Source organism: Shewanella xiamenensis (genome assembly GCF_014647135.1).
Classification (GTDB): Bacteria; Pseudomonadota; Gammaproteobacteria; order Enterobacterales; family Shewanellaceae; genus Shewanella; species Shewanella xiamenensis.
Genome location: NZ_BMOP01000004.1, coordinates 1 through 23,440, shown reverse-complemented (window position 1 = coordinate 23,440; position 23,440 = coordinate 1). Strand labels below are relative to the sequence as shown.

Sequence of the window (23,440 nt, the reverse complement as noted above, 5' to 3'; positions counted from 1 at the left end):
ATTATTGTGCTATATTTCGAGGGCTACTAGGTAAATTTATCAGACGCTGTGATAACCATTCTGCATTATTTTGCGGTCCTTTTAGCGCATTGGAGTACATCGGTAGAGTATGCATTAGTTGCCAAACTGGTCTAGTCATAACGCCTGCTTGATTTGTTTTTTCTAGGAAAGTGCTTTTATGTGCGGGATCTGGTAGCAAAATTGCGTTAAGCCAATAATTAGAATGACAACCTGATGGTTCCTGAACAAATTGATAGTCAGTTTTTTCGAAAAACATTTTATATTGACTGGCAATCTCTCTTTTTTGTATAAGGAACTGATTGAGTTTTTTCATTTGTGCACATCCTAGAGCAGCATTTAAATTAGGCATTCGATAGTTAAATGCTGATTCATCATGGTAAAATTCAAAAGCGTGGGGTTGCTTAGCTGTTGTTGTAATATGCTTTGCTCGTGTACCTTCATGAGAAGTTTTACACAAAATCATACCGCCGCCACCGGTAGTAATTATTTTATTACCGTTAAAACTGATGCAACCATATTGACCGAATGTACCTGTATGTTGCCCTTTGTAAAATGAACCTAGGCTTTCAGCTGCATCTTCTACTAATGTTATATGCCACTTGTTGCTTATTGAAACTAATGCATCTAGATCTGCAGGATGCCCAAATGTATGCATGGGCACCATAGCTCTGATTATTTTTCCAGTTAGCTTATGGCGACATTCGTTTTGATCTGTGATTTCAGCATGTTCGGTTAGATAGTTATCGAGCGAAATAGGACAAAGGCTTAAATGTGTAAGGGATACGTCTATAAATAGCGGTTGCGCTCCTAAATAGTGGATTGCATTGCAAGTTGCTACAAATGTAAGAGATTGGCTGATTACTAAGTCCCCATGTTTGACACCGGCTAAAAATAACGCAGTGTGCAGCGCCGCCGTACCATTAACGGTTGCAACAGCAGCATTGGCTTGAGTGTATTCCTTAATAAGCATCTCAAACTGATCGACGTATTTTCCTACACTAGATACGAATGTACTCTGTATTGTTTCTGTTACTAAGTCGATTTCATCGTTGTCGAAATGAGGTGCATGTAGCGGTAAATGTTCAGGATCACCGTATAGTGCACGAATGAATTGGATAATCTGTTCAATTGAGCATGTCATATTTTTATTCAGCCGTTGCTTTTTGACCAATTGCAATCCATTCACTTACTTTTTCACCAAGCTCGTTTTCTCGACTGATCAATTGTAATTCTAATAAGTTGAATGGCGAAAATAACGTCGTTAAGCATTCTCTGGTAGTAAATCGTGTGTATCCTTTACCTGCCATAGGGCCAGTATCGACCATAAATGCATGAGGACCGACTTGCTGACCTGTTGCATAACCCGTGGTTTTATCTGTGAACATTCGGCTAAACATTAGCCCACCAGGTTTTAATACTCTATGTGCTTCTTTATACATTGCTTGCGAATGTTCAAAACTATTTGCATAAATAGCTTCATTATCTATGACGGCATCAAAGCTATTATTAGGATAATCAAGACTAAGCATATCACCTTGTCGTAACTCACCTCGCCAGTCAGGTACTTCTACATTGAGACGGTCCAAGGCCATTTTTAGTGCTGAAGGGGAGCCCTCCACACCATGTACAGTAAAACCTTCTCTGGCCATAAACCATAAATTGGCTCCAGTACCGAAACCTATCTCAAGCAGCTCGATTTCTGACCTGTTTGGTACTTTGTAGAAGTTTCTGGCAACAAAACGAATTAAGTCTTCGCCAGGATATTTTCCCCAAGCTTGGGTGGTAAATACTGTTTCCCAGATAGGATCCCATGATGCTGCCATAATGACTTTATTCCTAATTATCGATTGTAAATTGTAGACTTATATTTGCTCAAATTAGCAGGTTCAGTGAACCAAGCGATTGTTTCCTTTAGTCCCATTTCTATATCGAATTGAGGCTGATATCCAGTTAACATTCTGATTTTGCTGTTATCCCCCCATAATCTAAACACTTCAGATTGCTGAGGTCTTAAGCGTTCATTGTCAGTAATGAATTCAACATTACTATGCATCTGGTGCTTAATGATTTTTAGAGTATCTTCAATTGAAATTTCATAATTTGAAGAGATATTGATAGTTTCACCTATACAAGCATCATGTGTTGCTAATGCAATAAATCCTCGGCATGTGTCCAGTACATAATTGAAATCACGTGTAGGAGATAGATCACCTAATTTGATTTGAGTCGCGCCCTCTGCAATCTGACTGATTATTGTTGGAATAACTGCTCTTGCAGATTGTCTTGGACCGTATGTATTAAAAGGGCGAGCAATAGTTAAGGGGAGTTCAAAACTATTGTAAAAACTCATAGCCATAGAATCCGCAGCTATTTTTGAGGCACTATATGGTGATTGAGGCTGTAACGGATGCAGTTCATCAATCGGGACGTATTTGGCGGTACCATAGACCTCACTTGTCGAAGTGTGAATGACTCTTGATACATTGTTTTCAAGGGCTGCTTGGCAGATGTTGAGAGTGCCCTTGGCGTTGGTATCAAGATAGCTATCAGGGGCTACGTACGAGTAAGGAATCGCAATTAGTGCTGCAAGATGGAAAATCACATCAACATCTTTACACAAGTGCTTGCAAAAATGTGGATCACGGATGTCGCCACAAACAACTTCAACTTCATTGAGGCAAGCAAGATTTTCCAGCCATCCCCAATGGTTGAAAGAGTTGTATTGGCTAAGAGCTTTAACTTGATAACCTTGGGCTACTAACATTTCCACAAGGTGAGAGCCTATAAATCCGTCTGCACCTGTAACTAATACTTTTTTCATAATATGTCCATACGCTTTAAAAGAGGCATCAAATACCAGCGTTGCTTGAATCGCAAGTGTCGAACTGTTGAACAAATTCATATAATTCAACATTTAGATAATCTGCCAAGCCAATTAAGTCATGCCTTCGCTGTGCTGCATAAACTTGACTAATAATTTGATTTAGCGACTCTTGTGATTGTGACTCTAATTGACTTGATAAGCCTATGAGTCCATCGATTACCTTTACCATTGCTTCGGCTCCAAAGGATTCCTCTGCGAGTAGAAAATGACGAGCGGCAGCACGCAAATCATTGAGTATATAGTCAACACATATAGTCATAACTTTGATCCTAAGTTATCCAAAGCTAGATACGCGCATCCCTCAATTTTAGCTCCTAGTTCACTTGTGGTGTAAAAATGAGTTTCAGGATGGATTTTGATATAACTTTCTAAAGCATCGATGTAACTAATGAAACTGAGACTAGTTTTTACCTTCTCTTCTCGATTATTGAGAACCCATTGATGTGATGCTTGCGCCGAAATATGCATGTTCAGTTCGCCATCAGCCCAACCAGTATGAGTCTTATTATTCGGGAAGCTTAAATCGCAGCCGATCAAATACACATGTTTTGCTAGCATTTTTACGGCAAGGTCAACAGCAGTATGTAGTACACTACCACCCGTATAGAGAGTATCATGGTGTTTGACTTTTCTAAGGCTGTCGTACAACTTATGTTTCCCGTAAGCTACAAATCGCTTTCCCTGCCAAGACATAAGTGTTTCTTTTGCCAGTCTTGGGAAATAAACTAGCTTGATTCCTTTAGATGCTTCTGGCTGTAAATGTACCGTATTGATGTCTGCATCAATACTTACCACGATATCAGGTTTAATCCCTTCTTTTAATATTGGTTTTAGTGCTGTATCTACCGCAATAACGAGTGCTCGTTTGTTACTTTCAGTAATACGCTTTAGTTGCGGTATTGAAGCTTCTAAAGATGGACCAGTACCAATAATAATTATATGTTCGCATGGATTAGAGTAAAGTTCTGATATATCGGAATCTTCTTGAATTAATTGTTCATTTTGCTCGAAACGTTCCAATATTTGAGGGTCTTCAGCTTGATGTGCTCTTGCTGCAAAATGAGTTTGGTAATGGATTAATATTTTATTTCTGAGCGATGCGGCATCGTCATCGGCTAATACAAGCTCAGCGGAAGATGTGATAAAAGGAGTCGAAAATGAGGTCTTTAACTTAGCTAACTCTAATTCACATTTAGGACTCGATAGCCAGTCTGTTTGATCTGTATAGCTTAGCACTAGCCGTGTGACCGCTAAGTTAAGCAAAGTCACTGTTAGTTTTTCTAACGGATAATGAAGTAATAACTCACGAGGTAAATCGCCTAGCCCTAAACCATATAAATATACTGAGTGACTTTGCTGGGGCAGTTGGCTGATATTGAGCTGCACTTCTGCCATACGGTCATGGCGGCTACTCAACTGGATACCATCTACACTTATAGTTTGGTTCTTACCTTGAACAAGGTGAGCATCAAGATGATCTATAGATTGGTTTTTTATCGCAGAAGCGACTTCAGGCCATCGAACCTCAATAATAGCAATATTTGATGTGAACAGGTTGGTCATTCCGCATCCTCGGGGATTGCTTATTCGAGCACCAGTTCCGTCACTATCTGGTCTCTCCACAGGGACTCGAACCCCGATCGGCCGCTTAGGAGGCGGCTGCTCTATCCTGTTGAGCTATGAAGAGACGCTGGTGATTATACTGGTTTTATCTTTGATTAAAAGGCTTATGATTTAGTTGCTTAAATCTTAAGCGCGATGTCGTTTATCTGTACATTGTAAACCGCATTTTGGTCAACGAGTACGGCTGTTGCACTTTCTTCACTCACTTGTTCAATTTGCACTGTTGCTCGGCTTTTGGTAGCAATGGCACGCATTTCATTGAGTCTATCTGGTAAATTGCGTTGTAACACCACTTGGAACTTATCGCCAACTCTAATGCCATGTTTTCGGCCTAGGTTGAGGATAATCCTGTCTCCTTGACGACTGACAACTTGCCCAAGTAGTGGTCTACAGTTGAGCGTGTTATCAATATCGCGAGTCGCTTCTTGCAGCAGTTGGCTGATATTTTTGCCGTAGGATGAACGCCAAAATCTATCACTATTGGGGGCAACAATGGCTTGTTCCTCAAATTCCCACCGAGCCGATGTGCTGTAGGTTTTGTTCCATACTTCTTCACCGCTAATGCCGTGATAAAGGCTAAGCTTTAATTGGAACTGCCTTTGTGGCGCTTCATCCCACCATCCCATAAAGGTGGCTTGTACTGGCTCAGTTGAAATATCAATAATTTGCGGTAATAAAATGTATTGGCTATCGGTAATTTCACTCAGCCAACTCGGAAGTCTATAGCCGCGGATATCGACCAGTTCTTGTGCGATATCGAGCCTTTCTTTGGCATGGATATGGCTGTATCCAGTTGATGAGTAGCCATCAATACTATTACCGAGTCTTTCGGATATGACTTCTTCAAATCCTGATAATTGGCCGTAGCGTAATTGTGCTCGATCTTTTATTTGGGCTTGGGGAATAAGGATCGCGGCTTTTAATTGGCCCGTAGGGCATTGTTGTGTTGGGTCATCATTCAGATCGAGCCTGAGCGACACATAAATTTTATTCCCTTGAATGCGTTCACTTACTAACTGAATACTAATCGCTTGAGCGTTACGATTAATGGCGAAGCTGTCTTGCGTGAGATTGCCGTTGGTGGTTTGTTGTTCACTGGATATTTGGATCCCGGTGCTGAGGGTGGCATAGCTAACCGCTTGATTGATGGCTTCTTCCCGCGCTTGGGCGATGTTGCCATTAGTGATGATTGCTTCACCACTGGCTTCGACCCATTCTGCTTGCGCTTGATTAGCTTGAAGTGCGGCCAGTAGTAGGCTGCTAATGATGAGCAAGTGCTTTCTGAGTATGTTCATTAATAAGCCCTTCAGGTCAATTGTGCCAATCAGTTGAGTCAGTTTAATGGCGGTTTTATTGGCTGTAATAGCAAGTTCCGTGCCTGATTTATGAAATATACCCAAACTATCTGAAGTTGCTGAATAGGTGTCGAGGGTAAAGTTATTGGCACCGTTGTCGATAATCTGGTGAGTGAATCAAGGATTGTATTTTGACTTGGTCTAATATTTGCAATCTTTTTGACTAAAGATTGCGGCTCGCTTTGAGGCGCATTGATATCGATAATGAGGTTATTCCCATGCTAAAGCGTGCGTTCATTCCCCTGGCTCTTTTGGCGCTGATTGGGTGTGCGACTAAACCCGTTGTGCCGCCAAAACCTAGTCTAGTTGATGGCAATGGTTTGCCGCCGACAGCGGTGATTAATCATTTAGCGCAGCGTATTGTGACCGAGCTAGTCAAGCAAAATGATGCATTGCGTCCTGATCAACCTATCGTTGTAACTACACCAGTATTAGTGGGCGACATGACGAGTACGAATGCGGTTGCGCTGCAATTGCAGCAGGGACTCATGGCATCGTTGCACAGTTTTCAATTTAATGTGGTGGAGTTAAATCTCGCCGATGGACTGCGTGTTACTGGTGAGGGCGATTTTATTTTGACGCGTGACTGGCAAAAATTGTCTACTAATTTGCCTGTTGACCATATTGTGGTATCCACGATGAGCCCGACGACTAATGGCTTAGCGATTAATACTCGAATCGTTACCTTAAGTAACAACCGAGTGGTGTCAGCTTCACAGACCTTTGTTACACAAAAAGAATTAAGCAATTATATGCAGCCCTCTGAGCAAGTGATCTCCCTCGATGGGATTTTATATCGTCAGTCGGCTCCCGGTATGAATGAAGTGCGTGTATTAGGAGATGGAAAATGAAACGCTACCTGTTGGTGATTGCGGCGCTTCTACTGACAAGTTGTGCCTCTAGAGACAAGTATGTGCAGTGGGAAGATGTTCCTCCATCTAGCTTCCCTAAGCTAACGGCAATTGGTTATGCCCCGTTAGCGACTCAACCAGCGAAAGAGCAATCTCAAAGAATGTTGATGGCGATGCAAGCATCCAAAATTGTGGCTTACCGTGAGCTAGCTGAACAAGTATATGGTCAAAAGATCACCGCTAACAGCAGTGTCAGTGATTGGATGCTAACCGATGATAATGTTAAAGCTTCAGTCACTGGGGTGATCCGCGGCGCAAGAGTAGTTAAAAGTTATCCCGCAGGTGAGCATTATGTTACTGAGTTAGAACTTGATTTTTCTAAGGTATGGCAAATCTATCAGCAGCAGAGTCGGCCACAGAGAATTAAAGAAGTCACTTACTTTTAAGGTGTTATCTCCTATCCGCCAGAAGACAAGCATGAGATGGTTTGGGTACGGATAATCGATAAACAAAAACCGCGCTTACTAAGCGCGGTTTTTGTTTGAAATCCGTTTGTACTTATAACACCTTACGCTTTTAGATCATTGCCTAAGCTTGAGATTGTTGATGTTTTACCTTTATCGTTATACGTCAGCGTGGTGGCATTTCGGCTCGCCTGCAAGGCTTGAGCAAAGCGGTTTAGGCTTGCAAGATTCATCTCGATCAAACTAGCATTTTGTGCGTTGAGATCTTTGCATTCTGCTAGAGCCTCTTTAACCACTGCCATTTTATCGGATAGCTCAACTTGCTCTGTGAGTAAGGCTTTATCGCTGTGACTAGCCAGCAAGTCATCATTTGCTTTAAGGTCTTGTAGACATGTTGATTTTTGCTCAGCAAGCGACAAAAGCAAATCGGCGTTTTGGTCAACCAAAGCGCCTTTTTCCTTAAGAATAATTTGTTTAAGAACAGCCAAATGGGCGTGTTGTTGATCTACCAGTTTAGCTATTTCTGTCATAGTTACTCTTTATTAAGCTCATTTAATTCTGCTTCGAAGCTGGCAATATTCGCAGCCAACTTTTCGGGATCAATTTTATAACGACCTTCGGCAATGGCTTGTTTTATTTCGGCCACCTTCTTTTGGTCGACTTCAGGTAGACTGGCCATTTTGGTTTGAGCTCCTTGTAACTGTTGAGCTTGAGCCGTAATGACAACAGAGTCACCTTTTAGTTGAGTTGATTTAGCCGCTACCTGAGAGGTTTTCTCGCTTTCGCTGCTTTGTTTAGTGCTGTTTGAACGGACTTGTGCGGCCGCTCCGGCGTTAAATTTGCTAATATCAATTGCCATTTTAGGCTCCAGCGTCATGTATACGGATTTCTTAACTGGGGTATCGGCAGCTTATCGAAAAGCTTTAGCTTATTTTACATTCTAACTTCTACTTCGCCAATCGCCGTAATTATGGCATCTAGCTCTTTGTTAGAACTGCTATTTTTGATTCGAATTTGGTCGCCGATATTACCATCTTGCAGCGCCTCTCCCACAGTTTTTAGTACGAAGTTATTTGAACGCACATAAATCGACACTGTGTCATTTTTACAGACAAAGCAAAGGTTGTTCGCAAAAATAGGATAATTTTTCGCGACTCGGCGTTTAACTCTCACGCCTGTTAGCTGATTAGTATCGCTAAATTGCATGCCACGCAAACTATTTTGGTCAACATAGCGGATCTCGACCTGTAAAGGATTGATTAATTCACCTGGCGCTAAGGTTTCGGTTGCGACCACAACAGGAAAAAGAATGTCTACTCTAACAGACATAAAAATCTGCCAAGGGTAGGCGAGATCGGGGGTATCACAACTAACTTTTATGGTGTTATTACGGCTAATTTCGCGTTCTGAAGCTAATTCGACCCTTATTGGTGATGTACACTGTGCTGGCAGCATTCGGTTATCGACCGTTTGTGGATTAATGTCGACTTTCGCATTTGCAGGTACAGCAATCTTTTCATTAATAAGGGCTTTAGCTAATTCGGATATCGCCGATACGCTAGGTATCACGGGTTCAGCCTTAGCTGCCGTGGATAGAAAAAGTGCGAAAATACTCAAAAAATAGACTAAATTTACTTTCATAATGAAGAGACTAGCTTGTAACGCCAGAATACACCTATACTTTTATCAAGCGTGAAACTGTTCAATGCTTCTTTCTTAGATTTTTGGTGTCAGAAGTTTGACTTAGTTTCAACTATGTTTATCGATAACAAGACGTAAGCAATTAATATGCCTATACTCAAACGAGTTTTAGGGCCGTACATAAACAGAACAACAAGGCAGAGTTATGTCGAGTATTCTTGATTCAGTCAACAAACGAACCCAACTCGTAGGTCAAAACCGGCTAGAACTATTGCTATTTAAGTTAAATGGTCGTCAACGGTTTGGGATAAACGTATTTAAAGTGAAAGAGGTTTTGCAATGCCCGCCATTAACGACATTGCCTAAGCTCAATCCTTACGTCAAAGGAGTTGCCCATATTCGTGGCACCACTATTTCTGTTATCGATCTGAGTGCGGCAACGGGAGGGCGTCCGTTAGCGAGCACTGAAAATTGCTTTATCATCATTTCGGAATATAACCGTAGTGTGCAGGGGTTCTTGGTTAGTTCTGTTGAACGTATTATCAACATGAACTGGGAAGCTATTATGCCGCCACCGCAAGGTGCTGGGCGTTATTCCTATTTAACCGCGGTTACCGAGATTGAAGGTGAATTGGTTGAAATCTTGGATGTTGAAAAGATTTTAGATGAAATCTCACCTGTCAAAACGGCCATTAGTGAAGAGGTTAATGAGCAACTTACTCTCGATAGAAGTCAGCATTACCATATTATGGTGATTGATGATTCTGCGGTGGCACGCAAGCAAATTATTCGGTCGTTAGAGTCGTTAAATTTACAAATTGACACGGCAAAAGATGGTCGTGAGGCACTTGATAAGCTCAAGGCCATTGCAAGTGAAATGAATAACGTTGCCGATGAAATTCCACTCATTATCTCCGATATTGAGATGCCCGAAATGGATGGTTATACCTTAACGGCTGAGATCCGTGATGATCCTAAGCTTAAAAATATCAAGGTGGTACTGCACACCTCATTAAGCGGTGTCTTTAACCAAGCCATGGTACAAAAGGTTGGTGCCAATGACTTTATCGCAAAATTTAACCCTGACGAATTAGCTGCGGCAGTGAACAAGCATTTAAGTTTGTAGTGAGAGTGTGGGTTAGTGCCTAGTTGAGCTTTACGCTATAATCTAGCCCTTATTACATGATTGTTGTGCACTTATTTTGGTGCTTGCTATAGGATCTAGGACGTGAATGTGCCTGATAAATCACTCGCTGAAGCAGAATATAATCAATTTAGGTTGTTCTTAGAACAACATAGCGGCATCGTGCTAGGTGAAAATAAACAATACCTCGTACGTAGTCGTCTCGCGCCATTGATGGGCAAATATAACCTTCCTTCGTTATCCGATGTGGTAAAGCATTCGATGAAACCCACGGAACGAGCTTTACGAGCTGAAGTTATTGATGCCATGACCACTAATGAAACCTTATGGTTTCGTGATCGTTATCCATTTGAATTGCTTAATAATGTGCTATTACCAGAATACAGTAAGTTAGGTAGACCTTTAAAGATATGGTCTGCAGCTTGCTCGTCGGGTCAAGAGCCATATTCTTTAGCAATGACCATATTAGAGTACCAGCAAAAAAAACCAGGGGCGCTGCCTGGTGGTGCCTCGATTCAAGCAACGGATCTTTCGCCTTCTATGTTGGAGCGTTGTAAAAATGCTGAGTATGATAGTTTAGCGTTAGCACGTGGATTGTCTGAAGAACGTAAGCGGCAGTTTTTTGATGCTTTGCCTTCTGGCAACATGCGCATAAAGGATAACGTTAAACGTCTCGTCAATTTCCGAGCTCATAACTTGCTCGAGAGTTACACTTTGTTGGGTAAGTTTGACATTATTTTTTGCCGAAATGTGTTGATCTATTTTGCCCCTGAGGCAAAAGCAAAAATTTTGCGGCAATTTGCTGCCGCGTTAAATCCCAAAGGTATCCTCTTTTTAGGCGCATCCGAATCCATTGCTGGCCTTACTGATGAATTTGATATGGTTCGTTGTAACCCTGGCATTTATTACCAAAAGAAAACTTAAGCGTTTGATTTTAATCGATAATTACCGGCATAGTTCGGTAATTTTTTTATCTGCTATATCCCTCACAAACTTTATTACCTCCCATAAAAGTATTGGCACATGAATTGCTTTGTACCCGTGAGTGACACGATGGAGGCAATTTTATGGCGATTAATTTTGATAAGGCACTGGGTGTTCACCAATTCACGTTGGGGATCCGTGCTGAGCGGGCTGAAGTGATTTCAAGCAATATCGCAAATGCTGATACGCCACATTATAAAGCCCGTGACGTCGATTTTTCTGCCGCCTTAAATGTTGCTAAAACCCAGCAACAACAGCGTAATAGCTTAGAGATGACCGCTGATGAGCAGCATTTTGGGCTAGCGCAGCTAACCGGGCAGTACGTTAAATTTCGAGTGCCGAATCAACCCGATACTGGGGATGGCAATACTGTCGACGTTCAACAAGAGCAATCAGCATTTATGCAAAATGCTCTCGAATATCAAATGTCTCTGGGGTTTTTAGACAGTAAATTTAGCGGTATGAAAAAAGCGCTGAGAGGGGATTAATCATGAGTTTATTTAATATCTTCGATGTTGCGGGGTCTGGCATGTCAGCCCAGTCTCTGCGGCTAAATACTACCGCGAGTAACATTGCTAACGCAGATTCAGTCTCCAGCAGTGTAGATAAAACTTACCGTTCTCGTCATCCTATTTTCGAAGCCGAAATGGCCAAGGCGCAAAGTCAGCAACAAGCTTCCCAAGGTGTCACAGTGAAAGGCATAGTCGAGAGTGATAAGCCCCTATTAAAAGAGTATTCGCCGGATCATCCGATGGCGGATGCTGATGGCTTTATTTACAAACCAAATGTGAATGTCATGGAAGAAATGGCTGACATGATTTCAGCTTCTCGCTCATATCAGATGAATGTTCAAGTGGCTGAGGCGGCAAAATCTATGCTGCAACAAACACTTGGGATGGGTAAATAATATGCGTTATTTAGGAGGTACGTTGTGAGCCTCATTAACCAACTGAGTCAAACCTCATCGCAGCTGACTCAAACAAACACTCAATCGAATACGGTATCAACCAATACCACGAAAACCTCGACTAGCTCTACAGGTAACCCATTTTTGGATGGATTACGTTTGCCGAATAGTTCTGCTGTTCCAGAGGCTAAGAGTCAGCAGCTCACTCAAGAGGATTTTTTCTCATTACTCAGCCAGCAGTTATCGATGCAGGATCCCTTCAAGCCCGTTGATAACGACCAGATGATTGCACAGATGGCATCTTTTTCTACTGTTGATGGCATTTCTAAGTTAAATGATCAAATTGTTAATTTAAACAGTGTGATGACATCAAGCCAAGCTTTGCAAGCATCGGGATTAGTTGGGCGAAAAGTGCTGTTACCGACTGATACGGGTTATATCTCTGCAGAAAGCCCAGGCTTAAATGGTGTGATCAGTACTTCAGAGAAAATTCCCGTCATTAATGTTCGAATCGAAGATGATAAGGGGCAAGTCGTTAGAACATTTACTGTTGATGGTAGTAAGGGGGGTAACACTGATGTCAAGTGGGATGGTTTGAATGATAAAGGAGAACCCGTTGCTGCAGGTAATTACTCGATTAAAGCATCGGGTTTGGTGAATGATAAATCACAAGCGTTAGCTGTATCGACCTATGCGCATGTGACCAGTGTTTCTTTAGGTACTGCAGCGACTGGCGCCATTTTGAATCTCAAGGGTGGAATGGCCTTTAAACTGTCGGATGTACTTGCGATTAGTGAAGTTTAATCGTTATCAAGATTGTAAATGGACATCACACTTGTCCATCATTGAATTGAGCAAATGTAGAGGTGAATTATGTCGTTTAACATTGCATTGAGTGGCATTTCTGCTGCGCAGAAAGATTTGAACACTACTGCGAACAATATCGCGAATGCTAACACCATTGGCTTTAAAGAGTCGCGTGCTGAATTTGCGGATGTTTACGCTAATTCAATTTTCTCAAACTCAAAAACCGCTGTGGGTGGCGGTGTGGCTACGAGCCAAGTGGCGCAGCAATTCCACCAAGGTAGTTTGCAACTGACGAATAACTCGTTAGATTTAGCGATTAAAGGCGGTGGCTTTTTTGTAACTGCGTCCGAGATAGGTACCTTGGATCATCAGTTTACTCGGGCAGGTGCTTTCAAAGTCGACAAAAATAATTATATGGTTGACTCAGCAGGGAATTTTTTGCAGACCTTTCCTGTAGATAAAGATGGTAACTCTACCTCTGTCAGTTTAACGACAGCTAAGCCAGTACAAATTCCTGATACTGCAGGTAGCCCTGTTCAAACTGAAAACGTGACTTTGCAGATGAATTTAAATGCAAAAGAAGGTTCACTCGATCCTGCTGCTTTTGATCCTTTAGACTCCAAAACCTATAACAGTGTGACATCCATGACGATTTATGACTCTCTGGGTGAGCCACATATCATGACGACCTATTTCGTCAAGCCAAATAATGGCTCATATAATGGTGAAAACAACTGGGTTGCATACTATGCCATTGATGGTAAACAAGTTGATATTTCTGGCCCTGCTGGTACATATCAGACTGACACCAATGGTGATGGCACTCCCGATGCCTCTGGCACAGCTCAAACGGCTGGCGGCTGGAAGGGATCGGTTCTGAAGTTTAATTCTGTCGGTGTGTATACTGGGAGTGATCCGGCAGTCGTCGCCACCGAAGTGCTAGGGGTTGGCGGCGCTGGCGTGTTAGGCCCTGGTGCTGATGGCACTCAAGCCGTGACTATTAAATTTAATGCACCAACCCAATATTCAGCTCCCTTTGCCGCCACTGAATTGTCACAGGACGGTACCACAGTAGGGCGTTTAACCAATGTCGAAATTGGTGAAGATGGTTTGATCACTGCCAGTTACTCCAATGGTTCAACAGTGCCATTAGCCCGCGTTGCTTTAGTTCGCTTTGCAAACGAACAAGGGTTGACACAAGTGGGTAATACCTCGTGGAAAGCCAGTTTATCGTCAGGTCCTGCGCTGGCTGGTGAGCCTAACAGTGGTACGTTTGGTAGTCTCAGTTCTTCAGCGTTAGAGCAATCTAACATTGACTTGACGACTGAGCTGGTGGATTTGATTTCGGCACAACGTAACTTCCAAGCCAACTCACGTACGCTGGAAGTGAATAACACTCTGCAACAAACTGTTCTGCAAATTCGTTAAGTTAATCTTGCCTCTGCTAAGTGTTGCCGCAAGCGGCAACACTTAGCCTCTTTCTGTTGTGCATTCATTCGTTTATTAAAATCTCCTAATTTATCAGTTAACTAGCTGCTTATTTTATTGGCATGATGCTTGCTTTGCTATTGTCAGGTTGAAACTTTGACGGAGCAGTCTGTGGACAAATTCCTTTATATCTCCATGAGCGGCGCTAAGCAAAATATGAATGAGTTGGCTTTGCGTGCCAACAACTTAGCCAACGCAAATACCGATGGATTTAAGTCGGATATGGCGCAAGCCAGATCGATGCAAGCCTTTGGTGAAGGATTGCCAACAAGGGTCTTTGCCATGGTTGAAACCCCCTCCGCCAATTTTCGTTCGGGCCCGATTAAATCTACTGGACGCGATCTTGACGTTGCCATTAAAGGTGACGGTTGGTTTGCCGTGCAAGCACAGGATGGTAGTGAAGCTTATACCCGTTCTGGCAGTCTCAGTTTTGACTCAACAGGTTTATTGCATAACGACCGTGGTAATCCCGTGATGGGTGATGCCGGACCGATTGTGTTACCGCTGCCAATTGAAAAGGTCACTATTTCACAGGATGGGATTATCTCTGTTCGTCCTCAAGGTGCGACGACAGAAGTCGTCGAAGAGGTAGGAAGATTAAAGTTAGTAAACCCCGGCAATGCACAAATGATGCGCGGCGAGGATGGGTTGTTCCGTTTAGTATCCGGTGATCCGGCGCCTGCCGATCCCAGTGTATTTGTAGAAAGTGGTGCTGTAGAGGGCAGTAACGTCAACCCCGTGGATGAGATGGTGTCCTTAATCGACCTACAGCGACAATTTGAATTGCAAGTGAAGATGATGAAAACCGCGGAAGAAAATGACCGCGCTTCATCCTCATTAATGCGGATTAGTTAGGAGATAAATTATGCATCCAGCGTTATGGATTAGTAAAACTGGCTTAGACGCACAGCAAACCGATATTGCGGTGATTTCAAACAACGTCGCTAACGCCAGTACTGTGGGCTATAAAAAAAGCCGCGCGGTGTTTGAAGACTTACTTTATCAAACGGTTAACCAAGCGGGTGGGATCAGCGCCTCTAACACTAAGTTGCCAAACGGTTTGAACATTGGTGCGGGTACCAAGGTGGTAGCCACCCAAAAAATGTTTACCCAAGGCAATATGCTGACCACGGATAACTCGCTCGATTTGATGATTGAAGGTCCTGGGTTTTTCGAAGTGCAGCTCCCCGATGGGACAACGGCTTATACCCGTAATGGTCAATTTACCTTAGATGATACTGGGCAAATTGTCACACCGGGTTCGGGTTATGTGTTGCAACCTGCGATCACTATTCCTGAGGATGCAACCAGTATTACGGTCTCTGCTGAAGGGGAAGTTTCGGTAAAAACACCAGGTGCGGCGGAAAACCAGGTCGTTGGGCAGCTAAGTATGACCGACTTTATTAACCCGTCGGGTTTAGATCCTATGGGACAAAACCTATACACCGAAACTGGTGCGAGTGGTACGCCTATTCAAGGCACTGCATCACTTGATGGTATGGGAGCGATTCGTCAAGGTGCGTTAGAAACCTCTAACGTGAACGTGACCGAAGAGCTAGTTAACCTCATTGAAAGTCAGCGGATCTACGAGATGAACTCCAAAGTGATTTCGGCGGTCGATCAGATGCTGGCTTATGTGAATCAGAATCTGTAGAGGCACATGATCATGGCTAGATATCTACTATTGGCTAGTACGCTCTTGCTGGCGGCATGTAGTTCAACTCCAAAGAAGCCGATTGCGGATGATCCCTTCTATGCCCCAGTTTATCCCGAAGCACCACCGACTAAAATTGCTGCAACGGGGTCGATTTACCAAGATAGCCAAGCGGCGAGTCTTTACTCGGATATTCGTGCCCATAAAGTCGGTGACATTATCACTATCGTGTTGAAAGAAGCGACTCAGGCGAAAAAGAGTGCAGGTAATCAGATCAAAAAAGGTTCTGATATGACACTCGACCCCATTTATGCTGGCGGGAGCAATGTGTCTTTAGGCGGTATTCCCCTCGATTTACGCTACAAAGACAGCATGAATACTAAGCGTGAATCCGATGCAGATCAAAGCAATAGCTTAGATGGCAGTATCTCCGCCAATATTATGCAAGTTCTCAATAACGGTAACTTAGTTGTGCGCGGTGAAAAGTGGATTTCAATCAACAATGGTGATGAGTTTATCCGCGTGACCGGTATTGTGCGCTCGCAAGATATCAAGCCAGATAACACCATTGATTCAACCCGTATGGCCAATGCGCGTATTCAATATAGCGGTACTGGTACTTTCGCCGAAGCGCAAAAAGTGGGCTGGTTAAGCCAGTTCTTTATGAGCGATTGGTGGCCCTTCTAAGGAGTCATATCATGAAATATAAACTCATTTTGGCCGTTGTTATGTTGGCGTTTTCGATGCCAAGCCAGGCTGAACGCATTAAAGATATTGCTAATGTGCAAGGGGTGCGAAATAACCAGTTAATTGGTTATGGCTTAGTCGTGGGGTTACCTGGTACGGGTGAGAAAACCAATTACACAGAGCAAACATTCACCACCATGCTTAAAAATTTCGGCATCAATTTGCCTGAAAATTTTAGACCCAAAATCAAAAACGTAGCCGTGGTTGCTGTACATGCCGATATGCCAGCGTTTATTAAACCGGGCCAAGAATTGGATGTGACCGTTTCAAGCCTAGGTGAAGCAAAAAGCTTACGTGGTGGTACGTTACTGCAAACCTTTCTCAAAGGAGTTGATGGCAATGTATATGCGATTGCCCAAGGCAGTTTAGTGGTAAGTGGTTTTAGTGCCGATGGTTTGGATGGTTCGAAAGTGATTCAAAACACGCCAACGGTTGGCCGTATTCCTAACGGCGCAATTGTTGAACGCAGTGTGGCTACGCCGTTTTCTACTGGCGATTATTTGACGTTTAACCTACGTCGCTCGGATTTTTCGACCGCGCAGCGTATGGCCGATGCGATTAATGATCTGCTCGGCCCTGATATGGCGCGCCCATTGGATGCAACGTCGATTCAGGTCAGTGCGCCAAGGGATGTATCACAACGGGTGTCTTTTTTAGCTACGCTCGAAAATATTGAGGTGGAACCTGCTGAGGAGTCTGCCAAAGTGATTGTGAATTCGCGTACTGGCACGATAGTCGTTGGGCAGAACGTCAAGTTATTACCTGCGGCTGTGACTCATGGTGGTTTGACTGTGACGATCGCCGAAGCGACTCAGGTGTCTCAGCCAAATGCGCTAGCCAATGGCCAAACAACAGTGACCAGCAATAGCACGATAAATGCGACTGAAAGTGATCGCCGGATGTTTATGTTTAATCCTGGCACGACCTTAGATGAATTAGTGCGCGCCGTGAATTTGGTCGGTGCAGCCCCTTCAGATGTCCTTGCCATTCTGGAAGCGTTAAAAGTGGCAGGTGCTTTGCATGGTGAACTTATCATCATCTAATTTCTGTCGGGAAAATCATGGAAAAGCTTTCAAGTTCATCACATTTTCTTGACCTGGGCGGGCTGGATAACCTGCGCGCCCAGGCTCAGAAAGATGAAAAGGGCGCTTTGAAAAAAGTTGCTCAGCAATTTGAAGGCGTTTTTGTGCAAATGCTGATGAAGAGCATGCGTGATGCTAATGCGGTGTTTGAGTCTGACAGTCCTCTCAATAGTCAATACACCAAATTTTATGAGCAGATGCGGGATCAGCAATTATCTGTCGACTTATCGGATAAAGGTGTGCTGGGGCTGGCTGACATGATGGTGCAGCAGTTGTCTCCTGAGTCAAGCCAGCTAACACCTGCATCGGTGCTACGTAATGATGGTGGCATGAAACTAGAACATGACGCTAAAGCGTTTAATATTCCTGTTCAAGCCCCATCGACTGCTGAAGCTATAAATAGCAACACTTCAGAACAAGCCGCACAAGGTGTACCTGCATCGATAGCGCGTCCAAATGTTGAATTTGAAAAGGCCGATGGTGTCACTTCTTACTTAGACATTGACCGACCTGAACGCTTGTTGGCGATAGATACACCTAAGCCTACCTGGTCTGAGCAACCCTTATCACCGATAGAACCTGTTATCAGCGGCCAAATATTGCCGACAGTGGCATTTAGAGAAACGCAAAAGACGCTTAAGTTTGGTAGCCGTGAAGAATTTTTAGCGACGTTATATCCCCATGCAGAAAAAGCCGCTAAAGCCCTTGGCACTAAACCTGAAGTGTTATTGGCTCAATCGGCCCTCGAGACTGGTTGGGGGCAAAAAATTGTTCGCGGAAATAACGGCGCTCCTAGCCATAACTTATTCAATATTAAAGCGGATCGTCGTTGGCTGGGTGATAAAGCTAACGTGAGTACCTTGGAGTTTGAGCAGGGTATTGCCGTTAGACAAAAAGCCGATTTCCGGGTTTACAACGATTTTGAGCATAGTTTTAACGATTTTGTTTCCTTTATTGCTGACGGTGAGCGCTATCAAGATGCCAAGAAAGTGGCAGCGTCACCGACTCAGTTTATCCGTGCATTGCAGGATGCGGGTTACGCTACCGATCCAAAATATGCTGAAAAAGTGATTAAAGTCATGCAGTCCATCAGTGAAGAGCTGAAATCGATACTGCCAGGAGAAGACAAATGATCATTCTTCATAAGACATTAGTGTTGAGGAGTATCGGCTAATGGCTATCGATCTATTAAACATTGCCCGTACAGGGGTGCTCGCTTCTCAGTCGCAACTAGGGGTGACCAGTAATAACATTGCTAACGCCAATACCGCGGGTTATCACCGACAAGTGGCAACCCAAACCACCTTAGATTCTCAACGTCTTGGAAATGGTTTTTACGGTACTGGGACATATGTTTCTGATGTAAAACGTATTTATAATGACTATGCCTCGCGCGAACTGCGTATTGGCCAAACGACCCTGAGTGCGGCTGAGGCTAGCTATGGCAAGCTTAGTGAGCTGGACCAAATTTTCTCCCAAATTGGTAAAGTGATACCACAGAGCTTGAACGATTTGTTTGCAGGCTTAAATAGCTTGGCAGACTTACCTGCTGATTTAGGTATTCGTAGCTCAACCTTAAATGATGCCAAACAACTGGCAAATAGCTTGAATCAAATGCAGTCAACCTTGAACGGGCAGCTAAATCAAACCAATGATCAAATCACTGGGATGACTAAGCGCATTAATGAGATCAGCACTGAACTTGCTAATCTCAATCTTGAGTTGATGAAATCGCCTAATCAAGATCCGATTTTATTAGATAAGCAAGACGCGCTCGTGCAAGAGTTAAGTCAGTATGCGCAGGTGAATGTGATCCCCTTGGATAATGGGGCAAAGAGCATCATGTTAGGCGGTTCTATCATGTTGGTTTCGGGGGAAGTGGCGATGTCGATGAGCACGACAACGGGCGATCCCTTCCCCAACGAATTGCAATTGGTATCGACCATTGGCTCACAAAGCGTAAAAGCCGATCCTAGCAAGTTAGGAGGGCAGTTGGGGGCATTGTTTGAATACCGTGACCAAACCTTGATGCCTGCGAGCTTAGAGCTTGATCAATTGGCCTTAGGGGTTGCAGACAGCTTTAATAAACTGCAAGCGCAAGGATTTGATCTTAATGGTCAAGTTGGCGCAAATATGTTCAAAGATATTAACGATCCTCTAATGTCCTTAGGCCGTGTTGCTGGTCTTTCTGGTAATACAGGTAACGCGACCTTAGGCGTCAATATTGATGATACCAGTACCTTAACGGGTGGCTCATATGAGCTGTCGTTTACGGCGCCGTCGACCTATCAACTTAGAGATACGCAAACCGGCGCGATAACGCCGCTTACTTTAAACGGCACTAAGTTAGAAGGCGGTGCTGGATTTTCTATTGATATTAAAGCTGGCGCCATGGCCTCTGGAGACAGATTTGCCATTCGTCCAACCGCAGGGGCCGCGAATGGCATTGAAGTAGTGATGACCGATCCTAAAGGTATCGCTGCCGCGGCACCCAAAATTACCGCAGATACTGCGAACTCAGGTAACACTCAAGTTAAGCTCACGCAAATTACTGACCGTAATGCGGCGAATTTCCCTGTAAAAGGGGGGGAGCTGACTATTCAGTTAAATACAACTGCCGTGCCGCCGACCTTTGAAGCCTTTGATGCCTCAGGCGCATCACTCGGTGCTGCTGCGCCTTATACGCCACCGAGCATCAGTGCATTTGGTTTTACCTTTGAAGTTGAGAGTAGCGGCGCAGCCGCGGGTGACAAATTTACCTTCGATTTATCTTTTGCAGAGGGCGATAACACCAACGCCGTTGCGATGGCAAAACTGAGTGAAACCAAAGTGATGAATGGTGGTAAGTCAACGCTTGCAGACGTATTTCAAAAGACCAAACAGGATATTGGCAGTCAAACAAAAGCAGCTGAAGTACGAGTGGGGTCTGCAGAAGCCATTTATAAGCAAGCTTATACCCGAGTTGAAAGTGAATCAGGCGTGAACTTAGATGAAGAAGCGGCCAACCTGATGCGTTTTCAACAAGCTTATCAGGCTTCTGCGCGAATTATGTCAACCGCGCAGCAAATTTTTGACAGTCTATTGACTTCAGTGCGTTAGGAGAAGTGACGATGCGATTATCAACCGCGCAGCTCTTTAATCAAAGTATTACTAGCGTGCTGCAAAAGCAAACCGCAACGAGCAAAATTTTAGAACAGCTTAGTACTGGCAAAAAGGTCAACACCTCTGGGGATGACCCTGTTGCGGCTTTAGGTATCGACAACCTAAATCAACGTAATGCCTTAGTCGATCAATTTATGAAGAATATCGACTATGCCAATAACCGCCTTGCCGTTACAGAAAGCAAGTTGGGCAGTGCGGAAGACTTAACAGGTTCTATTCGTGAACAGTTGATGCGTGCTGTCAACGGCACTTTATCTGACTCAGAGCGGCAAATGATTGCCGATGAGATGAAAGATAGTCTTGAAGAACTACTCTCTATTGCCAATAGCAAAGATGAATCGGGTAATTATCTGTTCTCTGGGTTTAGTACCGACAAACAACCCTTCTCTTTTGATAATTCCACTCCACCCAAGATCGTATACAGCGGCGATTCTGGGGTTCGCGATAGCTTAGTGCAATCAGGTGTTGCCATTGGAACCAATATTCCTGGCGATCTCGCGTTTATGAAGGCTCCCAATGGGCTTGGCGATTATAGCGTCAATTATTTGGCCAGTCAGCAAGGTGGATTTAACGTTGATACAGCCAAAATAGCCGATCAAGCGACTTATGTGGCTGATACTTATACCTTTAATTTCTCTGATAACGGTTCTGGCGGCGTCAATCTACAGGTGCTTGATTCAGCAAATAATCCAGTCGCAAACGTTGCTAACTTCGATGCGACGAATCCTGTCAGTTTTAATGGCATTGAGGTCAAGATAGACGGAAAACCCAGCGCTGGAGATAGTTTCAGCATGGAACCTCAGGCTGAGGTCAGTATATTTGACACGATCAGTAATGCGATCGCTTTGATCGAAGATCCTAACGCAGCAAATTCTCCCCAAGGAAAAGCTCAGTTGGCACAGTTATTGAATAATATCGATAGTGGCGTCAATCAGATGAGTTCAGCCAGAAGTGTGGCAGGAAATGGTCTGAAAACCGTCGAGCGTTACAAGGATACTCATACAGAGGAGAAAGTGGTGAATACTTCGGCACTATCACTTCTGGAAGATCTGGATTATGCGTCAGCGATTACGGAATTTGAAAAGCAGCAGCTTGCATTGAACGCAGTCTCTAACGTGTTTAGTAAGGTGGGTTCTGTTTCCCTGTTTGACTTTATTTAACAGAAAGCAAAGACCTAACCCTCTGTAAGATAAATTGTTAAAAATTTAGCCAAGCTCCAAGCCTTGGCAGTATAACTAGGAAGAGGAACTCAACATGGCTATTACCGTTAATACTAACGTGACTTCAATGAAGGCACAGAAAAATTTAAATAGCTCTGGTAATGCGTTAGCTACATCAATGGAAAGATTATCCAGTGGCTTGCGTATTAACAGTGCTAAAGACGACGCTGCAGGTCTAGCGATTTCTAACCGCTTAAATAGCCAAGTTCGAGGCTTAGAAGTCGGTATGCGAAATGCGAATGATGGTATTTCTGTTGCACAAGTTGCTGAAGGTGCAATGCAAGAGCAAACCAACATGTTACAGCGTATGCGTGATTTATCTGTACAGTCGGTTAACGGTGCTAACTCTACCAGTGACAGGGAAGCGTTACAGGCGGAACTAGACCAATTAGTTTCTGAAATTACAGCAATTTCATCTTCAACGGCATTTGGTGATACTAAACTGCTCAGTGGTGGTTTTACAGCTAAGAGCTTCCAAGTTGGCCATCAAGAAGGCGAAAATATTTCAATTTCAATTTCTGCAACAGATGCCACCACTCTCGGGATTAGTGGCCTTGCATTATCTACTGATGTAGGTGCATCAACTGCGATTGGAGCAATTGATGCGGCATTGAAACTGATCGATACACAACGTGCGACTCTTGGTGCTGTTCAAAACCGTCTAGCACATAACATCAGTAACAGTGCCAACACACAGGCAAACGTAGCCGATGCGAAGAGCCGTATTGTGGATGTCGATTTTGCGAAAGAAACAGCCCAAATGACCAAAAATCAAGTACTACAGCAGACTGGTAGTTCAATGTTGGCGCAAGCGAATCAGCTGCCACAAGTTGCATTATCTCTGTTGGGTTAATTTTTCACTTGAAGAGCTAAAATGCCCATTCCTCGAATGCGTAGGATGGGCATCTCTATTTTTCATAAAGATATCTCTGCATCCACTCAGCTCGAACTCCTGTGCTTGATAAGCTAACCTTTCAGGCATGCTCGTTTAGATAACTTAGCCTAAAGCGTTTTTTGGGTTAACTGCTTTAATTTATTTGGTTTAGCATTGTTGCTATGCGAAAGGTCAGTTTTCTCGCCCTAATAACCAAGTATTATTTCGGCAAGACGTTTTTGTCAGCATAGTACTCCTCATGCTGGCATAGAACCATTTCTTTATTTCTCAGTATGATACGTAGTACTGATGAATTTGCCCTCCTTAAAAATAAAAAGATGACTAAAGTTTTTATTCCCATTGCCGTTACCTAGGGCAGATAGATTGATTCGCCTAAAATGCGGACAAGCTCTTAACCAGGCTTAATGAGGTATAATCATGGCAATTACAGTAAACACAAACGTGACTTCAATGAAGGCACAGAAGAACTTGAATGCATCGGGTAATGCTTTGGCAACCTCAATGGAGCGTT

25 protein-coding genes, 1 tRNA gene and 1 pseudogene are annotated in these 23,440 nt (G+C 43.6%); 17 read left to right on the top strand and 10 right to left on the bottom strand.

Annotated elements, in window-relative coordinates:
• Position 1: 1 nt before the first annotated feature.
• From IEY09_RS04895 to IEY09_RS04865, 7 genes are all read right to left on the bottom strand, one after another.
• Positions 2–1,162 carry a LegC family aminotransferase gene (locus IEY09_RS04895; RefSeq protein WP_188870288.1) on the bottom strand — a complete coding sequence of 387 codons (1,161 nt, stop codon included), beginning with the start codon at positions 1,160–1,162 and terminating at the stop codon, positions 2–4.
• A 4-nt stretch (positions 1,163–1,166) separates the two neighbouring features.
• The gene (locus IEY09_RS04890) at positions 1,167–1,844 is read right to left on the bottom strand and encodes a class I SAM-dependent methyltransferase (RefSeq protein ID WP_188870112.1); all 678 of its coding nucleotides are present in this window, start codon (positions 1,842–1,844) and stop codon (positions 1,167–1,169) included.
• 17 nt (positions 1,845–1,861) lie between these two features.
• Positions 1,862–2,842, bottom strand: coding sequence for an NAD-dependent 4,6-dehydratase LegB (locus IEY09_RS04885; protein ID WP_188870110.1), 981 nt, complete (start codon positions 2,840–2,842; stop codon positions 1,862–1,864).
• A gap of 28 nt (positions 2,843–2,870) precedes the next feature.
• Entirely contained in the window at positions 2,871–3,164 is a 294-nt protein-coding gene (locus tag IEY09_RS04880; protein WP_188870108.1) for a hypothetical protein, read from the bottom strand.
• Complete coding sequence (locus IEY09_RS04875) at positions 3,161–4,468, bottom strand: motility associated factor glycosyltransferase family protein (protein ID WP_188870106.1); 1,308 nt, start codon at positions 4,466–4,468, stop codon at positions 3,161–3,163. Before IEY09_RS04875 ends, IEY09_RS04880 begins: the two co-directional genes overlap by 4 nt.
• Before the next feature lie 48 nt (positions 4,469–4,516).
• Positions 4,517–4,592, bottom strand: a tRNA-Arg gene (locus tag IEY09_RS04870).
• A gap of 55 nt (positions 4,593–4,647) precedes the next feature.
• On the bottom strand, positions 4,648–5,823 hold the full coding sequence (locus IEY09_RS04865; RefSeq protein ID WP_037420626.1) for a flagellar assembly protein FlgT: 1,176 nt from the start codon (positions 5,821–5,823) through the stop codon (positions 4,648–4,650).
• 278 nt (positions 5,824–6,101) lie between these two features.
• Here IEY09_RS04865 and IEY09_RS04860 point away from each other — a divergent pair, with 278 nt between their 5' ends.
• Complete coding sequence (locus tag IEY09_RS04860) at positions 6,102–6,734, top strand: FlgO family outer membrane protein (RefSeq protein ID WP_188870104.1); 633 nt, start codon at positions 6,102–6,104, stop codon at positions 6,732–6,734.
• Complete coding sequence (locus IEY09_RS04855) at positions 6,731–7,180, top strand: LPP20 family lipoprotein (protein WP_037420620.1); 450 nt, start codon at positions 6,731–6,733, stop codon at positions 7,178–7,180. Before IEY09_RS04860 ends, IEY09_RS04855 begins: the two co-directional genes overlap by 4 nt.
• A 122-nt stretch (positions 7,181–7,302) precedes the next feature.
• Here the strand turns inward: IEY09_RS04855 and IEY09_RS04850 are convergent, their stop codons facing one another.
• The 3 genes from IEY09_RS04850 to flgA form a co-directional block, all read right to left on the bottom strand.
• Positions 7,303–7,728, bottom strand: coding sequence for a flagella synthesis protein FlgN (locus IEY09_RS04850; protein WP_037424828.1), 426 nt, complete (start codon positions 7,726–7,728; stop codon positions 7,303–7,305).
• Positions 7,729–7,730: 2 nt separating this feature from the next.
• Positions 7,731–8,057: a flagellar biosynthesis anti-sigma factor FlgM gene (gene flgM / locus IEY09_RS04845; protein ID WP_037420613.1), complete on the bottom strand. Its 327-nt coding sequence runs from the start codon at positions 8,055–8,057 to the stop codon at positions 7,731–7,733.
• Positions 8,058–8,131: 74 nt separating this feature from the next.
• A complete protein-coding gene (gene flgA / locus IEY09_RS04840) occupies positions 8,132–8,839 on the bottom strand; it encodes a flagellar basal body P-ring formation chaperone FlgA (protein WP_188870102.1) in 708 nt (235 codons plus the stop codon).
• Positions 8,840–9,044: 205 nt separating this feature from the next.
• Here flgA and IEY09_RS04835 point away from each other — a divergent pair, with 205 nt between their 5' ends.
• The 15 genes and pseudogenes from IEY09_RS04835 to IEY09_RS04765 form a co-directional block, all read left to right on the top strand.
• Complete coding sequence (locus tag IEY09_RS04835) at positions 9,045–9,965, top strand: chemotaxis protein CheV (RefSeq protein WP_037420608.1); 921 nt, start codon at positions 9,045–9,047, stop codon at positions 9,963–9,965.
• A gap of 102 nt (positions 9,966–10,067) precedes the next feature.
• Positions 10,068–10,907, top strand: a complete 840-nt coding sequence (locus IEY09_RS04830; protein WP_037420607.1) for a CheR family methyltransferase — start codon at positions 10,068–10,070, stop codon at positions 10,905–10,907.
• Positions 10,908–11,050: 143 nt separating this feature from the next.
• Complete coding sequence (flgB, locus tag IEY09_RS04825) at positions 11,051–11,455, top strand: flagellar basal body rod protein FlgB (RefSeq protein WP_037424822.1); 405 nt, start codon at positions 11,051–11,053, stop codon at positions 11,453–11,455.
• Positions 11,456–11,457: 2 nt separating this feature from the next.
• Entirely contained in the window at positions 11,458–11,874 is a 417-nt protein-coding gene (gene flgC / locus IEY09_RS04820) for a flagellar basal body rod protein FlgC (RefSeq protein ID WP_011716396.1), read from the top strand.
• Positions 11,875–11,898: 24 nt separating this feature from the next.
• The gene (gene flgD / locus IEY09_RS04815; RefSeq protein ID WP_037420602.1) at positions 11,899–12,678 is read left to right on the top strand and encodes a flagellar hook assembly protein FlgD; all 780 of its coding nucleotides are present in this window, start codon (positions 11,899–11,901) and stop codon (positions 12,676–12,678) included.
• A 69-nt stretch (positions 12,679–12,747) separates the two neighbouring features.
• Entirely contained in the window at positions 12,748–14,109 is a 1,362-nt protein-coding gene (gene flgE / locus IEY09_RS04810) for a flagellar hook protein FlgE (RefSeq protein ID WP_188870100.1), read from the top strand.
• Positions 14,110–14,280: 171 nt separating this feature from the next.
• Positions 14,281–15,024 carry a flagellar basal-body rod protein FlgF gene (flgF, locus tag IEY09_RS04805; RefSeq protein ID WP_011716399.1) on the top strand — a complete coding sequence of 248 codons (744 nt, stop codon included), beginning with the start codon at positions 14,281–14,283 and terminating at the stop codon, positions 15,022–15,024.
• 10 nt (positions 15,025–15,034) lie between these two features.
• The gene (gene flgG / locus IEY09_RS04800) at positions 15,035–15,823 is read left to right on the top strand and encodes a flagellar basal-body rod protein FlgG (protein ID WP_011716400.1); all 789 of its coding nucleotides are present in this window, start codon (positions 15,035–15,037) and stop codon (positions 15,821–15,823) included.
• 12 nt (positions 15,824–15,835) lie between these two features.
• Positions 15,836–16,510, top strand: coding sequence for a flagellar basal body L-ring protein FlgH (gene flgH, locus IEY09_RS04795; RefSeq protein WP_011716401.1), 675 nt, complete (start codon positions 15,836–15,838; stop codon positions 16,508–16,510).
• Between the two features lie 11 nt (positions 16,511–16,521).
• Positions 16,522–17,613 carry a flagellar basal body P-ring protein FlgI gene (locus tag IEY09_RS04790; RefSeq protein ID WP_037420597.1) on the top strand — a complete coding sequence of 364 codons (1,092 nt, stop codon included), beginning with the start codon at positions 16,522–16,524 and terminating at the stop codon, positions 17,611–17,613.
• 17 nt (positions 17,614–17,630) lie between these two features.
• Complete coding sequence (gene flgJ / locus IEY09_RS04785) at positions 17,631–18,785, top strand: flagellar assembly peptidoglycan hydrolase FlgJ (protein ID WP_188870098.1); 1,155 nt, start codon at positions 17,631–17,633, stop codon at positions 18,783–18,785.
• 40 nt (positions 18,786–18,825) lie between these two features.
• Complete coding sequence (flgK, locus tag IEY09_RS04780) at positions 18,826–20,751, top strand: flagellar hook-associated protein FlgK (protein WP_047539506.1); 1,926 nt, start codon at positions 18,826–18,828, stop codon at positions 20,749–20,751.
• Positions 20,752–20,762: 11 nt separating this feature from the next.
• Positions 20,763–21,974, top strand: a complete 1,212-nt coding sequence (gene flgL / locus IEY09_RS04775) for a flagellar hook-associated protein FlgL (protein ID WP_188870096.1) — start codon at positions 20,763–20,765, stop codon at positions 21,972–21,974.
• A 94-nt stretch (positions 21,975–22,068) separates the two neighbouring features.
• Positions 22,069–22,887 (top strand): flagellin N-terminal helical domain-containing protein, encoded by an 819-nt coding sequence (locus IEY09_RS04770; RefSeq protein ID WP_188870094.1) that lies wholly within the window; start codon positions 22,069–22,071, stop codon positions 22,885–22,887.
• 459 nt (positions 22,888–23,346) lie between these two features.
• Positions 23,347–23,440, top strand: a pseudogene (locus IEY09_RS04765) (flagellin FliC); the annotation flags it as partial.